At 36.8% G+C, this 20,717-nt stretch carries 19 protein-coding genes; 18 read left to right on the top strand and 1 reads right to left on the bottom strand.

Going from position 1 to position 20,717, the window contains the following annotated elements:
• The first annotated feature begins 11 nt into the window (after positions 1 to 11).
• Complete coding sequence (locus M2372_RS18915) at positions 12 to 515, top strand: superoxide dismutase family protein (protein WP_123320267.1); 504 nt, start codon at positions 12 to 14, stop codon at positions 513 to 515.
• 56 nt (positions 516 to 571) lie between these two features.
• Here the strand turns inward: M2372_RS18915 and M2372_RS18910 are convergent, their stop codons facing one another.
• Positions 572 to 2,701, bottom strand: a complete 2,130-nt coding sequence (locus tag M2372_RS18910; RefSeq protein WP_123320266.1) for a carboxy terminal-processing peptidase — start codon at positions 2,699 to 2,701, stop codon at positions 572 to 574.
• 644 nt (positions 2,702 to 3,345) lie between these two features.
• Here M2372_RS18910 and M2372_RS18905 point away from each other — a divergent pair.
• From M2372_RS18905 to M2372_RS18825, 17 genes are all read left to right on the top strand, one after another.
• A complete protein-coding gene (locus tag M2372_RS18905) occupies positions 3,346 to 4,914 on the top strand; it encodes an AMP-binding protein (protein ID WP_123320265.1) in 1,569 nt (522 codons plus the stop codon).
• A gap of 22 nt (positions 4,915 to 4,936) precedes the next feature.
• Complete coding sequence (locus M2372_RS18900; RefSeq protein WP_123320264.1) at positions 4,937 to 5,806, top strand: hypothetical protein; 870 nt, start codon at positions 4,937 to 4,939, stop codon at positions 5,804 to 5,806.
• A complete protein-coding gene (locus M2372_RS18895) occupies positions 5,796 to 6,827 on the top strand; it encodes a 3-oxoacyl-ACP synthase III family protein (RefSeq protein WP_123320263.1) in 1,032 nt (343 codons plus the stop codon). Before M2372_RS18900 ends, M2372_RS18895 begins: the two co-directional genes overlap by 11 nt.
• A gap of 13 nt (positions 6,828 to 6,840) precedes the next feature.
• Positions 6,841 to 7,086, top strand: coding sequence for an acyl carrier protein (locus tag M2372_RS18890; protein ID WP_123320262.1), 246 nt, complete (start codon positions 6,841 to 6,843; stop codon positions 7,084 to 7,086).
• 193 nt (positions 7,087 to 7,279) lie between these two features.
• Positions 7,280 to 8,773, top strand: a complete 1,494-nt coding sequence (locus tag M2372_RS18885; RefSeq protein ID WP_123320261.1) for an NAD(P)/FAD-dependent oxidoreductase — start codon at positions 7,280 to 7,282, stop codon at positions 8,771 to 8,773.
• Positions 8,770 to 9,795: a diiron oxygenase gene (locus M2372_RS18880; protein WP_123320260.1), complete on the top strand. Its 1,026-nt coding sequence runs from the start codon at positions 8,770 to 8,772 to the stop codon at positions 9,793 to 9,795. The genes M2372_RS18885 and M2372_RS18880 overlap by 4 nt, the downstream gene beginning before the upstream one ends.
• Entirely contained in the window at positions 9,795 to 10,787 is a 993-nt protein-coding gene (locus M2372_RS18875; protein ID WP_123320259.1) for a 3-oxoacyl-ACP synthase III family protein, read from the top strand. Before M2372_RS18880 ends, M2372_RS18875 begins: the two co-directional genes overlap by 1 nt.
• Positions 10,788 to 10,794: 7 nt before the next feature.
• Positions 10,795 to 11,673: an MBL fold metallo-hydrolase gene (locus M2372_RS18870; RefSeq protein ID WP_123320258.1), complete on the top strand. Its 879-nt coding sequence runs from the start codon at positions 10,795 to 10,797 to the stop codon at positions 11,671 to 11,673.
• Positions 11,670 to 12,824: an FAD-dependent monooxygenase gene (locus M2372_RS18865; protein ID WP_123320257.1), complete on the top strand. Its 1,155-nt coding sequence runs from the start codon at positions 11,670 to 11,672 to the stop codon at positions 12,822 to 12,824. Before M2372_RS18870 ends, M2372_RS18865 begins: the two co-directional genes overlap by 4 nt.
• 8 nt (positions 12,825 to 12,832) lie before the next feature.
• Entirely contained in the window at positions 12,833 to 13,588 is a 756-nt protein-coding gene (gene fabG / locus M2372_RS18860) for a 3-oxoacyl-ACP reductase FabG (protein ID WP_123320256.1), read from the top strand.
• A 14-nt stretch (positions 13,589 to 13,602) separates the two neighbouring features.
• The gene (locus tag M2372_RS18855) at positions 13,603 to 14,844 is read left to right on the top strand and encodes a beta-ketoacyl-[acyl-carrier-protein] synthase family protein (RefSeq protein ID WP_123320255.1); all 1,242 of its coding nucleotides are present in this window, start codon (positions 13,603 to 13,605) and stop codon (positions 14,842 to 14,844) included.
• Positions 14,831 to 15,877, top strand: a complete 1,047-nt coding sequence (locus M2372_RS18850) for a beta-ketoacyl synthase N-terminal-like domain-containing protein (protein WP_123320254.1) — start codon at positions 14,831 to 14,833, stop codon at positions 15,875 to 15,877. The genes M2372_RS18855 and M2372_RS18850 overlap by 14 nt, the downstream gene beginning before the upstream one ends.
• Positions 15,878 to 16,360: a 3-hydroxyacyl-ACP dehydratase FabZ family protein gene (locus tag M2372_RS18845; protein WP_123320253.1), complete on the top strand. Its 483-nt coding sequence runs from the start codon at positions 15,878 to 15,880 to the stop codon at positions 16,358 to 16,360.
• On the top strand, positions 16,361 to 17,089 hold the full coding sequence (locus M2372_RS18840; protein WP_123320252.1) for a thioesterase II family protein: 729 nt from the start codon (positions 16,361 to 16,363) through the stop codon (positions 17,087 to 17,089). It abuts the gene before it with no gap.
• Positions 17,090 to 17,093: 4 nt separating this feature from the next.
• Entirely contained in the window at positions 17,094 to 18,509 is a 1,416-nt protein-coding gene (locus M2372_RS18835; RefSeq protein WP_123320251.1) for an anthranilate synthase component I family protein, read from the top strand.
• Positions 18,506 to 19,075 carry an aminodeoxychorismate/anthranilate synthase component II gene (locus M2372_RS18830; protein ID WP_123320250.1) on the top strand — a complete coding sequence of 190 codons (570 nt, stop codon included), beginning with the start codon at positions 18,506 to 18,508 and terminating at the stop codon, positions 19,073 to 19,075. The genes M2372_RS18835 and M2372_RS18830 overlap by 4 nt, the downstream gene beginning before the upstream one ends.
• 301 nt (positions 19,076 to 19,376) lie before the next feature.
• On the top strand, positions 19,377 to 20,534 hold the full coding sequence (locus M2372_RS18825) for a cytochrome-c peroxidase (RefSeq protein WP_123320608.1): 1,158 nt from the start codon (positions 19,377 to 19,379) through the stop codon (positions 20,532 to 20,534).
• Positions 20,535 to 20,717 lie beyond the last annotated feature (183 nt).

The raw sequence follows: 20,717 nt of genomic DNA, 5'->3' as shown, positions 1-20,717 counted from the left end.
ATCATTTAAAAATGAAAGTACAAACACTATCATTATTGGCAGGGTGTGCATTGTTGGCTGTTTCATGCGGAACTACAAAAACGTACGCTGTAAATGCCAAAAGCGGAACGCAGACCGGCGGAACGGCTAAGTTTACCCAACAGGGGAATGAAGTCATTATGAACCTGAATGTAACGAACCTTACTCCCGGAATTCATGCAGTACATATTCATGAAAAAGGAGACTGTTCTGCGGCGGACGGAACTTCTACAGGCGGACACTGGAATCCTTCCAAGAACGATCACGGAAAATGGGGTGCTGAGCATTTCCACATGGGAGATATTGGAAATCTGGTAGCTGATCAGAGCGGAATTGCAGTTTTAACCTTCAAGACAGATAAATGGTGTCTTGGATGTACAGATGAATCTAAAAACATCATTGGAAAAGGTCTTATTGTACACGCTGCAGCAGATGATTTCCATACTCAGCCTACCGGAAATGCCGGCGGAAGAGTAGGATGTGTAGAGATTAAGTAATCATTTATTTTACACAATAAAAAGCCCGATAATTTTCATTATCGGGCTTTTTATGTTTATGATTTTACTCCCATATCGGATACAATATTCATTGCTTCCTGCAGGTAAAGATCTTTTTTCAGATTCTTGATCCACATTTCAGATTTCTTTTTGAAAGCTTCGTCTTTTTTCTCTCTTTCAATCTCACTAGGATACATGATGAACTGTAGGCCGTTCTCAAATTTAGTAAGTACTTTGAATTTTTCAATCTGAGATTTTCTGTGCTTCATCACTTCATTGAATTTATTGATGTTCAATGTAATGTTTTCCTCTTTATCCAGTTTTTCTCTCCATTGTGCGGATTCTAACAGTAGCTGATAGTTTTTATTCTTAGCCATTCTGTCTGCACTTGCTTTTTCAAGAGCCTGGATATTGAAAAAGTTCAGTTTCTGGAACTTTGTAGCCGGAATTTTATCCCAAGCCAAAGCAAAGTCATCATAACGCTCTCCTACTTCTGCATAGGTAAAGAAATCTTTCATCTGAATATCAGAAACAATTCCTTTTCTCTGTGTAGACTCTCCTGTAATTCTGTAGAATTTCTGGATCGTCAGTTTTAAAGATCCGAAATCATCTTCTGTATTCAGGAATCTGTTCAGATCAACAAAAGTCTGAACGGTTCCTTTTCCAAAAGATTGCGGAGATCCAACAACCATAGCTCTTCCGTAATCCTGCATTACGCCTGCTAAAATCTCAGAAGCTGAAGCCGAAAGTTCGTTTTGCATAATAACAAGCGGACCGGTCCAGATCGGAGTTTCATTTTTATTCTTTAGAGTCTGTATTTTCCCGTTTCCATCTTTCACCTGAACATATGGTCCAGCATCCATGAAAAGCCCCATAATATCGCCTACTTCCGTCAGTGATCCACCACCGTTGTTTCTAAGGTCAAGGATAATTCCTTCAATATTCTGAGATTTAAGCTTAACAATCTCATTTTTGATATCATCAGAAGCATTTCTTCCTTTTGAATTTTCAAAATCTGCGTTAAAGCTCGGAAGGTTGATAAACCCATATTTCTTACCGTTAGGAGTATTCACTACAATACTTCTTGCGAAAGTATCTTCAATAGCTACCTCTTCACGGATCATTGTTACATCTTTAATAGTCCCGTCTTTTTTCTGAACGGTTAAGGTAACAGGTGTTCCCTTTTCTCCTCTGATCAGCCTTACAGCTTCGTCGGAAAGCATTCCTACCACATTTACAGCATCATCTTTTGGTTTTGATTTTACTTTCAGGATCTTATCTCCTTCTGAAAGCTGCTTGGATTTCCATGCCGGAGCACCAATGGTAAGAGCACCCAGATAAAGATTTCCTTTTTTCTCCTGGATCAATGCTCCGATACCGATTACTTTACCGGTAAACTGAGTATCAAAATCTTCTTTATCTTTTGGAGAATAGTAGTTGGTATGCGGATCGAATACTTCAGTATAAGCATTCATATATACCGTAAACCAATCCATTTTCTTTCTCTTTTTGAATCTTGTGAAGGTATCTTTTACAAGGTCTTTTACTTCATCCGTTGCTTTTTTGATCTTTTCATCCTGAGTAAGAACCTTAAACTTGATCGTATCATTTAATTTATACTTCTGAACAGAATCTTTCTTCTCTTTCTGAGCTTCTTCTTTACTGTTCATCGATTCAATTTCCTGAAGAATATTATACTTGATGAATTTTTTCCATTCGTTGTACTGTTCCTGCTTATTGGCCGGTACTTTTTTAAGCTTTGGCTCCAGGGTAAGTGTTTCATCTTCCTGAAGGTTAATGGGCTTACTAAAAATATCCTGAGTAATCTTATCGATCTCATCTACTCTTTGGTACAATCTGTCGATTGTAAGTTTATAGAAACTCAAATCTCCCTGGTTGATATAATCATCAAGCTTTGTTTCATGCTTGCTGAATTCATCCATGTCAGACTGCAGGAAATATCTTTTGGCAGGATCCACCAATTCGAAATAATGCTTATAAACATCCTTTGAATAAGCATCATTGATAGGCTTCGGACTATAATGCAGGTAAGAAAGAGTGTTTTTTACGCTCACCATTATTGTCTGCATCTTTTCATCATCGTTTTTCGGCGAATTGAAGCAAAACATTAGACTGGTTAATGGAATCAGTAGTAAAAATTTATTCAGTTTGAAATTTTTCCACATAAACTGTCTTTATTTATTAATTTTTGAAAAATAAGTATTGTAATAAGTAGCAATAATTTGCGGACTGTTACAAACGATCAAATTTAATACCTTATTTACAAATATCGTATAGTTTTGAAGATTTTTATTAAAAGAAACCTGTGGTGCATTTAAGCAATTTGAGTTTTTAAGTTGTTAATATTTCTATTGTTTAATTTATTAATCCATTGTATAACAGTCAGTGCCATTATTTTAGGTAATATTTGAGCTGTTATAGCGCATGTATATTATTCGAAACATAATAAATGTTAAAAAAAACTGTCTTTTTAATATCCATTATATGTTTAATATTTATGAACAAATAATCATGCATATAAACTTTATTCAAATTCATAATATTTTATTTTTACTAATAAAAAAAAATCAACGTCCATTACACTTATAAAATATATCACAAACATGTGATAATATAAAAAAATAATATTACTTTTGAAAAACACACAAATTTTGAAAAAACACACGAATATGAAAAAACTTTTGTATAAACCCGCTCTCCTATTTCTGTATTCATATAATAATCTTTTCTGATAGATTAATAGAAATTAGCCTTTTCGATATCATCTGACATTATTAGTAAGTGTCAGAAGCGCTAAAATATATACCTTATGAATTTATCAGAAAATATCATTAAAAATCTATTGTTATCAGACAATGGAAACCAAATACTTTATAATCTGAATAGCTTATCTGGAAAAGAAATAGCTGAAAAAACATTAACCCTAGCCGTTAATTTAAAATCCACAGGAAAACTCAGCTGTGGAGATAGAGTCATCCTGAGCATGAAGGATTCCCCAGAATTTATTTATTCATTCTTATCTTTAATATCTATAGGATGCATTCCAGTTCCTGTAAATCCGATGATTCAGGATTCTGAATTAGAATATATTCTACAAGATTCTAAAGCACAGGGGATCATTATAGACAGTCAACAATACCTCCGTTTACATAAGGCTGTACATAATTCAATTTACATTGTAAATGAATGTATTATCGTGAACTCTCCTTTAAAAGACGAATATCATTCGGATAATTATCTGCATAAGTATATGGTACTAAAGACTGATAATAGCTTTTCTGATATGGATTTTGCATATGAACAAAATAACCCGATTGCCTTTTGGCAATATACTTCAGGAACCACAGGAAAACCCAAAGCGGTTCAGCACACTCATGCCACCATGCTTTTAAATACGAATCTGTTTGCACAAAAGACATTGGGAATTCGTAAAGAAGATATTATTATGTCTGTCTCTAAAATGTTCTTTGGATACGGATTGGGAAACAGCTTATTTTTTCCATTAATTATAGGTTCATCCGTAGTAATTGATGAAAAATGGTTTTCTATTGATCAATTGAAAAAAAATATCCGGCTCTACAAACCTTCTGTTTTCTTTGGTACTCCAAAAGTATACTTAGATATACTGCATCACTACAAAAGTTTTTCGCAAAACGATTTCAACAGTATAAGATTATTTGTATCAGCAGGCTCTTCACTTCCTGAATCTATTGCCAGAGAATGGGACTCAAAATTTGAGAAAACAATTATTAATGGGATAGGCTCAACAGAAATAGGTCATATTTTCATGTGTAACCGTCATTTAAAAAAACAAAATAAGAATTCATCTTTGGGAATTCCTGTTTCCGGCTATCAGATAAAAATATGCAAAATAGATAACCCTGACGTAAGCATAAAAAACCATAACGAAATAGGAGAATTATGTGTCTCCCCTCCTGAAAGTACACTCAGCTCATATTGGGAAAAAGAAGAAGCCAATAAAGTAAAGTATAAAGAGGGCTGGTACTTTTCAGGGGATCTATGTTCCCAAGCAGAAGATGGCACTTATACTTATCATGGAAGAAAAGATGATTTATTTAAAGTAAACGGACGCTGGGTAAACCCTTTGGAAATAGAAAATATCATATTACGGAGTTTCCATGAAGTAGATGAATGTGCAGTAACCTATTATTTAGATGATGACGCCCTTACCAAGCCAGTACTGTATGTCGTGGGAAAAGAGGGCTGCAATATGGTTTTTCTTTCTGATGAAATTCAAAAGAAGTTATCAGAAATTTTTCCCTCCTATAAGCGTCCTTCCAAAATTCATTTTATAAAAGAATTACCAAGAAACAGTAATGGAAAAATATACAGGAAGGGGTTGGTAAATCACTGTTAAAAAAAATAATTATGAATACATTATGCAGATAATAGATGCAATTAGCCAGATCCCGGGGTTAAATATCTCTGGTAATCGCGGGAAAATGGAGAAAGGTTTTCAATGTCAGATATACGAAGTTGAAAAAGAAAAATCTTTATCCACTTGGTCTGTGGATACATGCAGGCAATTATTAGATCAAAATGGTATTATGCCTCATGAATTAGGTATAATTATCAATGCTTCTATTTCATTATATGATACAACCTCTCTGAGAAATACTTCAGCTCCCGGAGTAGGCCACGAAGTACAAAAACATTTAGAAGCAAAAAACGCATTCGTATTTGAAATGTTTCATAGCGACCTAGGAAATATGATCAAAATTGCATCTTCTTTTTTATTGACTTCAGAGTCCAAATATGCATTGGTGATTCAGTCAAATAAATTTTCTGCCTTTCTTAAGGATAATGAGAATGGGTTTTGTATTCCTGATGGAGTTAATGCATTATTACTTAAGGCCAGCAACAACAAAATAGAATTAGAAAACATCCATATTTCTTCTCCTGAAGCACCAAAAGCAAGCCTAAGTTTCAATGAAGGAAATGAAGAAGCTCTGATAGAAGAAAACATTTTTAGACTCAACTGGAATTATAGTCCCTCTTTTGTAAAAACTATAAATTCTGAATTTGAAAATATATTATTAAAGCTGGAAGGCCAACAGACTCCGATTATTACAGAAAAATGGTTTTCAGAACATCTGTCACCCCAAGAAACAGAAGATACATTGGCAATGAACAGTATTCCTTGGCATTTACAAGAAAACACAGAAATGAAGAAACTGCCGTTAACAATGATAGCGTATAACCCATTCCTTTCACATTATTCGGTTTTAAAAATTACAAATGAGATATAATTCCTCTATAAAAAGCGTGGCAGTAGGATTTCCAGAGAAATATTACACCAATGATATGCCTCCATTTTCCAGCATCCCCAATCTTCCTAAAAACTGGTGGAGAAACTGGGGAATGGAAGGGAGATATATGGTAGACAAAGAGAAAGGCGAATCTTGTTCCCAGCTTGCTAAGAAAGCGTCTTTGGGAGCAATAAAAAAAGCCGGTCTTTTAGCGCATGACATAGACCTTATCATAGGAACAACATGCACCATTACAGGCTGGTCTGATAAAGAAAATGACAGGATCTTTCCCGGAATTTCAGAATATTTAAAAACCGAGTTGCAATGTAAACATTCAGCGATGACTATAGAAGTCAATCAGGCATGCATCTCTTTTCTCGTAGCACTACAAATGGCCTCTGATTACATAAAAACAGGAAAGTACAAAAACGTATTGATCTGCTCTGCAGAAACTTTTACACAAATTGCTGATTTTTCCTTACCCTCTTCTACCCTTTTTGGAGACGGCGCTGCAGCGGTAGTCGTAGGAAGATCAGAAAAAGAAGGAAAATTAGTTTCTTCTCATTATAAAAGCATTCCCATCTATAATGATATTGCAACATTGCAATGGAAATCTCCTCCAGATAAGCCCGGGAAAGAATTTACCCGTCCTTATTTTACATTAGGACAAGATGCACCCACTCAAATGCAGACATTCGTCCCTCACAATGTCCCTGAGGTTACCTTTAAAGCCTTAGAAAAAGCAAATGCTACGCTTGAGGACATCCACCACTTTGTCTTTCATCAGCCCTCAAAAATGCTCATCAGAATGTGGGCAATGGGAATAGGAATAAAGAAAGACAAATATACAACTACCGTAGAAAAATACAGTTGTCTCAGCTCTGCCTCAATTCCGGTAACCCTATACTTTGCATTAAAAGATGAAAAAATAAAACCCAATAATAAAATTGTATTCGCCGGTGCAGGAATCGGATGGGGGTTTGGAGCACAGGTATGGAATACAGAAAATATTAACTATTAAAAAATACAACAGAATGGAAAATCAAGAATTATTTAACAAAGTATACGCAGTTTTAGCAGATATTGCAGAATGCGAAATTAATATTATTAAGCCTGACACAGACTTATTAAATGAAATAGGAGTCACTTCTCTTATGGGATTAGAAGTTTTAGTGGAATTGGAAAGAGAATTCAATATCAGTTTAGACGAAGGAATTCTTATCAAAATGAAAACACCAAAAGACATCGTAGAAGTTCTGGAAGAAGAACTGGCCATTTAAAGTCTAAAAGCAAAGTCTTTGGAGGTTACAAAAGAGTTTGGGAACCCAAGACTTTAATAGATTTTGACTTTCCACCGATATTAACAAAGCCTGTTAATATTGGTTTATAACAGACATCCGTAATTAAAAATACTTGCTTTCAAAAAAGTGAGGGTGATCTCTTTTTTTAAAAAACAAATAAAATAATCCAGTAATGATTGAAAATTTAGAAGTCGACGAATTAGTAATAGGAGCAGGACTTTGTGGGCTTATGTATGGACTTTCAGCAGTTTCTGAAGGAAGCTCAGTTGCCATCAGCGAAGCCCATCATAAAGTAGGAGGTTATGCTACCAATTTTTACCGGAATAAAAGAAAATTTGTTTTTGATTGTAGCCAGCATAAAGTGAGCGGGCTCAAAGAAAATGTTGGAAACCTTTGGATTTCCCTTAAAAGATTAGGCCTGCAATCATTGCTGGATGAATTTGAGCTGCATGAAGAAATAGGAACCGTAGTTTATAAAAACCAATTCATCAAACTCCCATCTGAACCGGAAGACATTAAAGAAACCCTTATTAATTACTTTCCTGAAGAAATAATAGGGATAGAAAAGCTTTTCCATGATATAGAATCCCATGGGTATCAGCATTATATGTTTTTCAGAAAGCTAATGAATGAATACACCATCAACAGGGATATCTTGAAAGAAAGCAGAAGCCTGTCCAAAATAACTGCCCGTGAATATTTCAATACCCTTTTCAAAGGACAGGATATCATAGAAGTACTCAGCCCTATTGCTATTTATTCAGGTTCCATTTCCAATGAAGTGAATGCTTTTTATTTTCTTCATTGCCTTTATGCTATGTTTTATGGTGGTCCTGCATTTATGAAAGGAACCGGACAACGTATTTCGGACTTATTATTAAAAGAATTTGTAGATCGTGGCGGAATACTGCTAAAGAAAAATAAGGTATATGAAATGGAAGATATAGGAGATCATATGCTTGTAACCACTCGAAAAAATATAGTAAAAACAAAAAGAGTCATTGCAACCTGTCCTCCTGAAGATGTAGTAAAAATGCTGAAATCAGATGAAAAGTCACAGAAATTTAAGCAAGTCCTTAACAACTTCACCGTAGGATGGGGTCATTTTTGTGTATTCGTTGTGCTTTCTGTACCACCTGAAGAATTGGGAATAACTTCTCCTGAATATCTTTTAGTATCCGATACAGGGGACAACTTTACAGAAGATGATTTTGAAAAGGATAGATATTATGACCTTTTTACATTGAGTGTCAGTAACTATCATCGTGTAGACCCAGAAGGAGGCTATATTCTTCAATTCATTATTTTGGATCATGGAGACCGTTGGTTCTCCCTTTCCGAAGACGAATACAATCAAAGAAAAGAAAAAATTCAGGGAAAACTGATCAAAAGAGTCCTTAACACTTTTCCTCAGATAGAAGATAAATTGGTTTATACAGAATCTTCAACTCCAAAGACTAATTACAAATTTACACTGGCTACTAAAGGTTCGGCTTTCGCCTACAAAATGCTTCCAAAAACCAATTTAGGACTATTGAGCAACTTCCCAAATGACAAAGTAAAACTGGTAAGCACATGGTCCGGAGGTCCCGGTTATGAAACTGCAATGTGTTTCGGATTTACACAAGGAAAATTATTAAATATGAAAAAAACACAGAATACATGAGCAATCTAAAGAAAAAAACACTAAGCCCGAAGTTTACCCTCTTATTAGAAAAGCTGAATAAAGCTTCCGAAAAAAAACAGATGAGCCTCCTTCTGGATCATCCTTGGGACGAACCTATAGAAAACGCCTGGCTGAAAAAAAGAGAAAATATTGCGATCTACGGAACACCTTATTATGATCTTGCTACAGAAGAAGAAAGAAGACTTTTATCCGTCTATGAAACAGGTTCATGGTGGTATACTTTCATTGTATTCGAAAACCTCGTGTCAGAATACTATATGAAAATCGTCAATCATGGCTCCCTTAAAAAATTCCCCGAAGTCGTAAAATACATACACCATTTCTGCAAAGAAGAAATAGTGCATGCAATGGTCTTCAAAAAGGCAATGGCCCATTTTCAGATTACCCCTTTCCCCAGCCCTTTAAACCTTAGAGAAATATACAGCCACAATGCGGCAATGTCCGAATTTCCCCTAAAGGCCATCTACCTTACCATTCTTATCGAATGGCTGGCAGAAAACAATGCAATGGAAGACTGCAACAGCAAGGAAATTTCCCCCTTATCAAGAGCAGTAGCCGTAGAACATCATAAAGAAGAAGCAAGACATATAGAATGGGGCAAAAATATGATCCGTGAGTTTATAGATATGGTTCCTGAATTTTTGAAAGAAGCACAGGAAAGCACAGCACCAATGCTCAGAAGCATGCTTGATATGTCGGTCTGCAGTATTGTAGTGTATTCCCGTGTCGGTTTTCATAATCCCGCATTCAGAGATTATAAAAAACTGATTCCTGCCGTGTTGGAAAGTGAAAACCGTCAAAAAATCAATTCCAGAATTATGGCTCCTCTGATGAGATACTTTCTGGAACTTGGAATCTGTGATCCTAATGATGATGAAAACATGAAAGTATGGAGAGACAACAGATTTGAAAAAGATGTGAAAGATGCTGTAGAATATTTCAGAAAAAAATCTGCCGGAACAGAGGATATAGATAATGTAATGAACAAAAACTACGACTAATGAATACTGTCATATCCGGATTTGGCCATGCTCTCCCCTCTTCAACTATAGACAACAAAACAATTGTTAAATGGATGAATACCACGGAAGAATTCATAGAAACCCGTACAGGCGTGCTTACCAGACAACATATTTCTGAAAATGAAAGCACAGGCGTATTAATGGTAGAAGCCTCCAAAAAAGCAATTGAAAAAGCCAATCTCTTACCGGAAGATATCGATATGCTGATTGTAAATACTTTGAGTCCGGATTACCATGATCCATCTCAGGCCTGCCTTATTCAGCCAATGCTTTCTCTGAAAAATACAATTCCCGTATTTGATATCCGAGCACAGTGCAGCGGGCTTATTTATGGGATGGACATCGCAAAACAATTTATAGCCACCGGAACACATCAGAATATATTAGTCTGCTGCGGAGAAGCTTTATCAAAAAGAATGGATTATTCTGATGACGGCAGAAACCTCTCCATATTACTTGGTGACGGCGCCGGAGCTGTTGTGCTAAGTGCTTCAGAGGATCAGAACAAAGGAATTCTGGATGCTGCAATACACGCTGATGGAAGTTATTTTGAACTGCTTTGGACAGAAAGTCCGGGTACATCAGGCAAAACCTTCAGCGGAGATGAAAGCAAATGTTCCTATTTCCGAATGAATGGCAAAGACATGTTTAAACATGCGGTAGAAAAATTCACAGAAATAACAGTACAGACATTGAAAAAGCACAATCTTTCCATGGAAGATATAGATGTTATTATTCCCCACCAGCCCAATATGAGAATTTTGGATGCGGTGATAAATACTCTGGGAATTCCAAGAAATAAGGTACAGATCAATGTACATAAATATGGAAATATTGCTTCCGGTTCTTTACCCATCACTCTGAGTGAATATATGGAGAATACTCCTCCGGAAGAAAGAGAAGGAAAGCTGGGACTTATAGTTGGATACGGCTCCGGAGCAACATGGGGAAGTGTTTTATATAAATTCTAATAACACCATGTGGATCAATAAAACAGGAAATATAAACAGCTCTTTGGCCATCTTGGGAACAATCTCCAACCCGGTTTATCTGGTAAAAGAAGATCAGGAATACATCCTGATAGAAGGAGGATTAACCCGGGATGCCAAAGCGCTGCTGGCACAATTGAAAGAACATGTTTCTGATCTCTCATTAGTCAGACATTGGTTTATTACACACTCCCATTATGATCATTGCGGAGCTATAGAATCTCTTTATCCTTATCTGAAGCATATAAAACTATATGCCTCGGAACATGCGGTGAAAAACTTTCGTAATGAAAAATATGTAAAAAGGATTCGTCAGCTGAATGCCCTGATATCAGATAAAGAGATTAAAAAATTTCCTGCAGACTTACAACAGATTCCTTTCATCATTCTGAAAGATAAGGAACAAATAAAAACGGAATCTGGAATCTGGGAAGTAATCTATACTCCGGGCCATAGTCTATGCTCTGTGAGTATTCATTATAAAGAAAAAGATATTTTGTTTGTATCGGATGCTTTAGGTGAAATTATCAATACAAAAAAATGGTTTCCGTTGGCTTTTGATCATGTAAAACAATTTATAAACAGCATCAATAGATTGGGAGATCTGCGTGCTGAGACCATTGCTTTAGGACACAATGGTATCCTTACAAGTGTGGAGGCCCTATCTGCACCAGCCTGCAGCCTTCTTGGGTGTAACGACTTGATAGAGTTTGTAGCCGTTCGTAAAGACTATTTATCAGAAGAAGAATTGGTGGATCACGTATGTAAAAAATATAAAGTGATGGATCATTCCTTCATTCCGGATAAAGTATACAGAAAAAGTATAGAACTATTAATCTCTCATTTAAAAACAGAATCATTCGTATGAATCAAAATCCAAAATATAAAGAATATCACGCTTGCATTGTAGGAGCAGGAATTGCCGGTATTTTCCTGGCCTGGCTGCTGGGTTCACAAGGCAAAAAAATCCTGATTTTAGAAAAAAACGCTAAAGTCAATATGAATGGTGCCGATATTTTGAAGCCTTCCGGAATCAATGTCCTTGAAAAACACGGACTGCTACAGGAACTTATGAATAAGGAATGCAGAGTGAGAGATCAGCTCAGCGTTTTTCATAACGGCATTCAGGTCGATCACATCAATTATAAAGCAGAAAACGAAAGAGGATATTTTATGGTTTGTCCATACAGTGTTTTACTGGAAACGATTTATGATAAAATTCAGGCCATCGAAACCGTAGAACTATTGGTCAATCAATCCGTTTCAAAAATTAATGAAGTGGAAAATGGGGTCTATGTAACCCTTAATTCAGGAGAGGAGATTTTCAGCAATATCCTTATCGGAGCGGACGGAACCAAATCCATTGTAAGAGAATATGCAGGAATAAAAGCCCATTTCGACTATTACGATCATGTGATGTATTTCAACAAATACCCTATTACATCAAGTGTAGAAGAGCTCAACCGATTGTATGTAGACAAAAACGGAGGGCTCGCCTATTTCTACCCGATCAACAATACAGAAGCCCGATGTATTTTAGGGTTTAATATGGAAGAAGGGAAAAACCTGAAAGAATCCGGAAACAAAGAAACTTTGATCAACCGACTGAAAACATTTGTTACCCAAAGTGATGACATGTTAAACCAGCTCAATTCACTGGACAATTTCCTCACCTTTCCCTTATGCAGAATGCATTCTGAACAATACTTTAAAGGAAGGATACTTCTTTTGGGAAATGCGGCCCATTCCATCCATCCCATTACGGGACAGGGAATGAACCTGGCTATTGAAGATACAGGAGAACTGTTCATCTGGCTTTCAAAATATTTTAACAGTGAAATTTCTTTGGAAGAAGCACTGGCAGGCTATCAGGAGCAGCGTTTTGAACTTAACAGTAAAGTTCTTGCTTATGGTCACCGTCTGGCAGGCAGTTTCGGAAGCGCAGAAGACTTTATGAACAGCCTTAATTCCAAAATACAGACCAGCAGCAGAGACCTTTCCATACTCAATAAGATTTAAAAATAATTATGCAAATAGATTTATCAGACAAACATTTTTTAGTGACAGGAGGCGGAAGAGGAATCGGCAGAGCCATTGTTCAGCAGCTGCTTTCATCGGGAGCATCCGTATCATTTACCTATAATCATGGGAAAGAAACAGCAGAAGCTTTTTTGGACAAACTTTCAGCTGAATTTCCGGGTAAGACGATGCTTTATCAGGCTGACATAAAAGATGAAGAACAATCAAAATCTCTAATCGCCGAAATTGAAAAATCTGCATTAGGTCCGCTATACGGCTTGGTAAACAATGCAGGAATCACAATGGACGCCCCTTTTTTCAGCATGACCACCGATATGTGGACCAATGTATTGGAAACCAACCTGAATGGGACTTATTACCTCACAAAAGCAGTGATAAGATCTTTCATCCGAAAGAAAAATTCAAAAATCATCAATATATCATCTGTTTCAGGAGTAAGAGGAGCAGTGGGACAGGCCAATTACGGAGCAACTAAAGCAGCTGTTATCTCTTTAACCAAAACACTGGCTCTGGAATTTGCAAAATTTAACTTACAGGTAAATGCTGTTGCCCCGGGATTTATTGATACCGAAATGGTAGCCAAAATGAATGAACAGGATAAAAAGAAAATAGATCAGATGATCCCCATGAAAAGGATGGGAAAAACGGAAGAAGTTGCTGAGCTGGTAACCTTTCTGTGCTCGGACAAAAGCAGCTATATCACCGGGCAGACATTCATTATCGATGGAGGATTAACTTTATAAAAAACACAACACATATGAAAAGAATTGTAATTACAGGAATGGGTGTAGTAAGCCCTTTAGCCTGTGAAAAAGAAGCATTTTGGGAAAAAATCCTGAATGGAGAATCAGGAGTCGGAGACCTTACAAAACTGGAGCCCTCCAACTATAAAGGAGTTACCCGCGCTGCTGAAGTAGACTTGGAAAAAGATTATAAGAATACTGAATTGCTGGAGCATTTTAAGCCTTATGGCAAAGCCGTTACTTATGCCGCCGCCGCGATAGACATGGGTCTGAAAGATGCCGGTTTTGAAAAATTCACCAAAAAAAATAATTACGGAGTTATTCTGGGTACTACAAACGGCAACCAGGATATTGTAGAAAGAGTTGTAGATCAGTGGAATCTGGAAATGAAACATGAAGACCTTTCCTCTGAAGCAGCAAAGACACTTACTTATTTCAGACCAGTTGAATTAAGTGCCAGTATAGCAAAATATTACAATCTCGGCGGAACCAATATGGTAATTCCTACAGCCTGTGCAGCAGGAAATTATGCTATTGGCACAGCCTACTCTATGATTCGCGAAGGCAGATCTTCCCTAATTATTGCAGGAGGAGCTGACCCTTTTACACGGTCCTGCTACACCGTTTTTTACAGATTGGGAGCCATGTCAAAAGACAACTGTAAACCTTTTGATCAGAACAGGAACGGGATGATTGTAGGGGAAGGAGCAGCTGTTTTAGTATTGGAAGAACTGGAACATGCACTGGCAAGAGGAGCTAAAATATATGGCGAAATCAAAGGGTACGGCTTAGCCTGTGATGCCTATGATCCTACAGCCCCTGATCCGGAAGGTTCCGGTGCTACCCTGTCTATGAACAATGCAATAAAATCAAGCAATATTGATAGAAAGAACATCACTTATGTAAGCGCCCACGGAACAGGAACAAAAGCCAATGATTCCCATGAGGTAAATGCGATGCGCAATGTTTTCGGAGAAGAAATAGATTCTTTATATGTCAATGGAATCAAATCCATGTTAGGACACTGTATGGGAGCAGCCAGTGCATTGGAAGCAGTAACTGCTACTCTTTCTCTACATCATCAAAAAGTTCCCAGAAACCGCAATACAGAAAAAATTGATGAAGCCTTTAATACTCATTTTCATATCCAGCCATCCTCAGAAATCGAAAATAAAGTAGATCATGTTCTTAGTAATTCTTTCGCTTTTGGCGGGAATATATGCAGCGTAATATTCAGTAAATATGACAGCAAATAACACTTCAAATAAAGATATAGTAATTTCCGTAATAGGCTTCAATAGTCCATACGGAACGGAGATTGACAATTATTTCTTCCGAAAAGAATCGGAAACGAAAGCTTTAATCATTGAAGATCATGATCCCCAGAATTTTTTAAAACCAAAAGGACAGAGATTTCTTAACAAAGCAACATTGTTGTACTGTAATGCAGCATTTCATGCCATACATAACAGAAGTTTAAGTTCGATAATCAATGAAGCTCCTGAAAGAATCGGGCTTTATGACGGCACTGAACTTTCCAACCTTGAAGACTGTTTTATCTTTGATTTAACTGCAAAAAATCAAGGTCCGGACCGTGTAAGCCCAATGAAAGCTCCAAGCACCATTGCCAATGCAGCAGCCAGTCAGATGGCCATTCAGGCAGGAATAAAAGGGCCCAATTTCAGTGTATGTGCAGGGATGGCAGGAAGCCTTCAGGCTTTAGATATTGCTTCCCTCCATCTAAAACAGGGAATCACAGATTACGGAGTCATTGCCTCTACAGAAGTCCGAAATGAATATCAGGGGTCTATCCGCAGGGGAAATGAAGCCCTGCACAGACCAGCCTCCACCGAACTGGGAATAGCCATGGTTTTAGAACGCAGGGAAACTTTATCTGAAGCAGGCAGAAAACCTTTAGCCACAATAAAAAAGATACATTCTGAAACCCATACAGAGGATCTGCCGACAGAAGCATTTCTGTATCAGAATATTTCAGATATGGCAGCACTATTCAGTTTTGATACCATTATTTTTTCCGGAGGCATTTCGGTAATTGATGAAACTATTTTTGAAGAAGTGTTAAGAAAAAATGGGCTGAGCACATCTGTCATTTATCCTGAAAACCTTTTTGGAGATAATGACAACGCCGGAGGTATGCTGGGAATAGCCTATGCTGTTTCAGTATTCGAAGGAAAAAGCATTCACAAAACAGATCAGGAAAACATTCTGGTTCTTTCAGCAGACAAGGCAGGAACTGTAATTCTCACCATAATAGAAAAAACAAAATAAATGGAAGCATTGTTAGAATCCTATCAGATCACTCAAATTTTAAAATACAGACATCCGTTTCTTCTGATAGATAAAGTGACAGGTTATATTCCTGGAAAAGAACTTACTGCTGTAAAAGCTGTCTCTATGGGTGAGCCCTATTTCGCAGGTCATTTTCCCGATTTCCCCATTATGCCCGGAGTTCTTATTACAGAAGCTTTAGCACAGGCTTCATCGCTCATGCTGGCTTTAGATGATCTGGAATGGGAAAAAGGAGGGCCTCTTCCTCCGACAGAAAGACCCATAATAGGCGTTTTAGGAAATGTCCAGATTAATTTTCTAAAGTCGGTATTACCAGGATGCTTGCTGCAGCTGGAGGTAAGTATAGACTGGAGAAAAGGGCCTGCCTGCTCTATTCATGTAAAAGCCTCGGCAGAAGGTTCTGTCTGTGCAAAAGGAAAAGTAACCGTAATGTTTATAGATAAAAGTAAATTATCTGTTTAGATGGAATACAAAACACTATTGTTCTGTATTCCTTATGCGGGTGGCTCATCTTCCTCAATGTCTAATGTATCCAATGTACTGAATACGGAAGATGTGGAGGTACATTATGTAGAACTGCCGGGAAGGGGAATGAGAAGTACGGAACCTTTTCATTCAACATTAGAAGAAACTATAGAAGATATTTCTGATAAAATCAGAAGCAGACTGCTAAGTAAAGACCAGCCTTTTATATTGTGGGGACACAGTATGGGAGCTGTTTTGGGCCTTCTTGTTTTATTTAATCTACAGAACGATTATATGCCAAAAGGATTGATTGTTTCAGGGATGCAGGCACCCCTGTTTCAGTCTGCAGAACTGCCAATGCCGAGAAAAAAGCGAAATGCCCTGCTGCTTGATATTCTTCCAACGAAATATGAAAGAAGCAAAAATGCCCCGATTTTTCAGAGAGTACAGCAGAAACGGATAGAGATTATGGAAAAAGATACAGCACTTTTAGAAGAAAATCCTGTTGAAGACTGGCCGTCCATTATTATCGAAACTCCTTTGGCAGTAATCATAGCAGAAAATGATGAGCTGTATAATAATAAAGACTGCTATAAAGATTGGAACCGTCATACGTCCAATACTACAAGCTATTTTCCTGTAGAGGGAGGACATTTTTTTATGTTCCAGTATCCGAAGCAGACCTCTGCCCTACTAAGTAAAATAATAAATGATTTAACACACTAAATCTATGAAAGAAACTAAGATCTTTTCTTCTCATATAAGTTCAGATTACCCCGAAAACTTTGATATGAAGAGTTTTTATAACTCCCTGAGGCAGACAGCCACAAGTTCTATTTGGTTTGAAGTTTCTGAAACCGTAAACAATGACAACCACAGGCTGGTTTTTATTGCGACAGAATCTATTGCCTCATTACAGTCAAATAATGTGAATAAGCTTCAATACAGATCAGGTGAAAAGACAGAAACAATAGAAACTGACGAACTTAATTTTTGGGATAAAACAGCTGAATGGCAGAAAAAAAACATCCCTGAAAATAATTCTCATCCATATAATGGTCTTTTAGGTTTCAGCAGCTATGATTCTATACAGCTTATAGAAAATATTTCTCTGAAAAAATACGCTGAAGAAAGAGAAAGCAGCCAGTTGCCACTCTTTAAATTTTCTCTATACCGATATATTTATGTTTTCAATATCACCCTCTCACAAGTTGTCTGCATCAATAACTATTATGATGGAGAAATTGAGGAGATGACGGAAATGAAAGAACAGCTGAAAAACACCTTAAATACAGGACTAAAAGGATTTCTAGTATCTGACGCAGAAGAAAAAGATTGCACGGAGGAAGAATTTTTAGAAAAAGTGAACAAAGCAAAACATCACTGCCAGATAGGGAATGTATTCCAGCTGGTCGTTTCCCGAAGATTTTCCAGAAACTATACAGGCGATCCGTGGACATTTTTTGTGAAGCTGAAAAACAACAGTGCCCAGTATTATTTCTTTCTGGAAGAAGAAAACTATACAATAGCAGGAGCATCACCAGAGACACATTTCAGTTCGTCAGATGGTTTGGCAATAGTAAAACCCATCGCAGGAACCTACAAAAAAACAATGCATAAAGAAAAGGATGCATTGCTGGAAAAAGAACTGCTGGCAGACCCTAAAGAAAATGCAGAGCACAATATGCTTGTTGATTTGGCAAGGAATGATCTCAGCAGATATGCAAAAGATGTATACATCAGTAAACTGAAGACCATAGAACATTATAATAATGTTATCCATATGGTAAGCCAGGTACAAGGCCAACTAAATACAGAGCTTAATACGGTCCGTCTGATCAAAGAATTTTTACCCGCAGGAACATTAAGTGGAGCGCCTAAATACAAGGCAGTACAGCTTATTGATGATATAGAAAGCAGCAGTCGTTCATATTATGGAGGACTACTTGGCTGGATAGGATTTAATAATGATATCAATACCTGCATTCTTATAAGAAGTACCTTATTCGAAAACGGAATGATGACTTACCGTGCCGGAGCCGGCGTTGTCATATCTTCTGATCCTCAAAAAGAGCTGGAAGAAGTAAACAATAAGATCACCTTAATTCTAAACACGTTAAAAGAATTTAGATCGTATACATTATGAAAAAAATACTGCTTGTAGACAATTACGATTCATTTACCTACAATCTAAAACAGCTCATTTCCGAATGTGGTGACTATAAGATTGATGTTTATAGGAATGATACCTTTCAGCTGGAACTAGCACAGGATTATGATGCTATTGTTCTCTCTCCGGGCCCCGGAATACCACAGGATGCCGGGCTATGTATTCCTTTGATAAAGACTTATAAGCATTCAAAAAAAATATTGGGTATCTGTTTAGGGCATCAGGCCATAGGAATCGCTTTTGGAGCTCACCTTATCAATACTTCTCAAGTTTATCACGGAGTCAGTTCCATAATTTCACTTAACAAAAATGAAAAAATCTATACAGAATTGCCTGACCATATAGAAGTCGCAAGATATCACAGCTGGGTGGTGGAAAATCGTAATCTGCCTCAAAACCTGGTCATAACATCTACTGATGATCAAGAGACAATCATGTCTCTGAGGCATGAAAAATATGATATTACGGGACTGCAATATCATCCTGAGAGCTTTCTTACTCCAAAGGGGAAAAAGATTGTACAAAATTGGCTGAAATTTTAAAACCCCAAGAATCATCAAATGAATATTATGGAGTCTCTTTACTTTTATCCACCCACGAGTTCCCTATATTGCCATTGAAGTAATAGAGGGATTATGCAGAAAGAGCACAGTTATTCTAAAATAGAAAACAGGATGCCCTTTTCCAAGTGATACCCATATCTGTAAAGCCCATTATGTTTACTTACCTGTTTTTAACCCTCAACAAACTACACAATTTAAAATACTTTAAAAAATGAAAAATAAAAAATTATTTCTTTTACCCTTAATTATGTTGGGTATCGTCTCCTGTCAAAATGATAATATGTTAGAGCCAATCTCCGGGGAGAATCCTGAAGTTTCAGCTTTATCCAAGGCTAGACTGTCTAATACTTTGGCTGCCTTTTTTGGAAATAATATTGATTTGAATAATCTCGCCAATTACTCAAATCAGGAGATTCCATCCCACATTATTAGAGGCAATTCCACTTATATGAACCCTGTAACAGATGCAGGAGCAACGCTAGGAAGAGTTTTGTTTTATGATAAGAACCTTTCTTCAAACAACACTGTTTCATGTGCAAGTTGCCATAAACAAGAATTAGCTTTTGGTGATGATAATATTGCAAGCCAGGGAGTAAACGGAAAAACAGAGAGACATTCAATGAGATTGATCAATACAAGGTTTTCTGATGAGCCTCGCTTTTTCTGGGATAAAAGAGCATCTTCTTTGAAAGAGCAAACCTCTATCCCTATTAAAGACCACATAGAAATGGGCTTCAGTGGTACAAATGGAGATCCTTCATTTAATGATCTCATTATTAAATTGACCGCTTTACCCTATTATCAAGAATTATTCACCAAAGCTTATGGTAATTCTGAAATTAATGAAGATAAAATTCAAAGCGCATTGTCCCAATTTGTATTAAGTATTACATCTTTTGACTCTAAATACGATCAGGGTAGAGCTCAGGCTCTTTCAGATTTTTCACCATTAGATAATTTTACAGAAGAAGAAAACCTGGGTAAAAATCTTTTTATGAAAATACCTGTGTTAAGTTTTTTAGTTACCGGTAACCGTATATCTGGTGGGCTTGGTTGTGCTGCTTGTCATCAAATTCCTGAACTCAGCATGGAACCTAATTCCGGGAATAATGGAATAATCAATAAGATCAACGGGAATGGTATTGATATTAGCGTTACAAGAGCTCCTTCCTTAAGAGACCTTGTCAATAGTAATGGAAGATCTAATGGACCAATGATGCACTCAGCAGTTATTACCACCCTGGAAGGAGTTGTAGATCACTATAATAATGTACCCAAGAACAGTCAAAATACTAACCTGGATACCCGTTTAGCTGGAGTCAAAAGCTTACGAGTTACAGAAAAGGAGAAAAAAGCAATTGTAGCATTTCTTAAAACTCTTTCTGGAAAAAATGTATATGTAGACAAAAAATGGTCAAATCCTTTTATTAATCAATAACAAACACCTTTTCTCATAAATTAATTTTGGTAAATAAGACATTTATAATTTCGTAAGTGTCTTATTTTTTTATAAGAATTAAATAAAATGTTAAGTGAATTTTAGATCCAAAAGGTAAAAGAATTATTTTCTCGCCAAATTAGGATGGTCCCTATATTGAAAATTATCAAAGGAGAAAAATAC

The sequence above is a fragment of the Chryseobacterium sp. BIGb0232 genome (genome assembly GCF_024810195.1).
GTDB lineage: Bacteria > Bacteroidota > Bacteroidia > Flavobacteriales > Weeksellaceae > Chryseobacterium > Chryseobacterium pennae.
Note: the sequence above shows the minus strand (reverse complement) of the source record. Positions and strands in the feature narration are given on the sequence as shown.

Bases quoted from the DNA above. Each gene is read 5' to 3' on its own strand.
- M2372_RS18915 (WP_123320267.1), top strand. From the start codon at position 12: ATGAAAGTACAAACACTATCATTATTGGCAGGGTGTGCATTGTTGGCT.
- M2372_RS18910 (WP_123320266.1), bottom strand. From the start codon at position 2,701: ATGTGGAAAAATTTCAAACTGAATAAATTTTTACTACTGATTCCATTA.
- M2372_RS18905 (WP_123320265.1), top strand. From the start codon at position 3,346: ATGAATTTATCAGAAAATATCATTAAAAATCTATTGTTATCAGACAAT.
- M2372_RS18900 (WP_123320264.1), top strand. From the start codon at position 4,937: ATGCAGATAATAGATGCAATTAGCCAGATCCCGGGGTTAAATATCTCT.
- M2372_RS18895 (WP_123320263.1), top strand. From the start codon at position 5,796: ATGAGATATAATTCCTCTATAAAAAGCGTGGCAGTAGGATTTCCAGAG.
- M2372_RS18890 (WP_123320262.1), top strand. From the start codon at position 6,841: ATGGAAAATCAAGAATTATTTAACAAAGTATACGCAGTTTTAGCAGAT.
- M2372_RS18885 (WP_123320261.1), top strand. From the start codon at position 7,280: ATGATTGAAAATTTAGAAGTCGACGAATTAGTAATAGGAGCAGGACTT.
- M2372_RS18880 (WP_123320260.1), top strand. From the start codon at position 8,770: ATGAGCAATCTAAAGAAAAAAACACTAAGCCCGAAGTTTACCCTCTTA.
- M2372_RS18875 (WP_123320259.1), top strand. From the start codon at position 9,795: ATGAATACTGTCATATCCGGATTTGGCCATGCTCTCCCCTCTTCAACT.
- M2372_RS18870 (WP_123320258.1), top strand. From the start codon at position 10,795: ATGTGGATCAATAAAACAGGAAATATAAACAGCTCTTTGGCCATCTTG.
- M2372_RS18865 (WP_123320257.1), top strand. From the start codon at position 11,670: ATGAATCAAAATCCAAAATATAAAGAATATCACGCTTGCATTGTAGGA.
- fabG (WP_123320256.1), top strand. From the start codon at position 12,833: ATGCAAATAGATTTATCAGACAAACATTTTTTAGTGACAGGAGGCGGA.
- M2372_RS18855 (WP_123320255.1), top strand. From the start codon at position 13,603: ATGAAAAGAATTGTAATTACAGGAATGGGTGTAGTAAGCCCTTTAGCC.
- M2372_RS18850 (WP_123320254.1), top strand. From the start codon at position 14,831: ATGACAGCAAATAACACTTCAAATAAAGATATAGTAATTTCCGTAATA.
- M2372_RS18845 (WP_123320253.1), top strand. From the start codon at position 15,878: ATGGAAGCATTGTTAGAATCCTATCAGATCACTCAAATTTTAAAATAC.
- M2372_RS18840 (WP_123320252.1), top strand. From the start codon at position 16,361: ATGGAATACAAAACACTATTGTTCTGTATTCCTTATGCGGGTGGCTCA.
- M2372_RS18835 (WP_123320251.1), top strand. From the start codon at position 17,094: ATGAAAGAAACTAAGATCTTTTCTTCTCATATAAGTTCAGATTACCCC.
- M2372_RS18830 (WP_123320250.1), top strand. From the start codon at position 18,506: ATGAAAAAAATACTGCTTGTAGACAATTACGATTCATTTACCTACAAT.
- M2372_RS18825 (WP_123320608.1), top strand. From the start codon at position 19,377: ATGTTAGAGCCAATCTCCGGGGAGAATCCTGAAGTTTCAGCTTTATCC.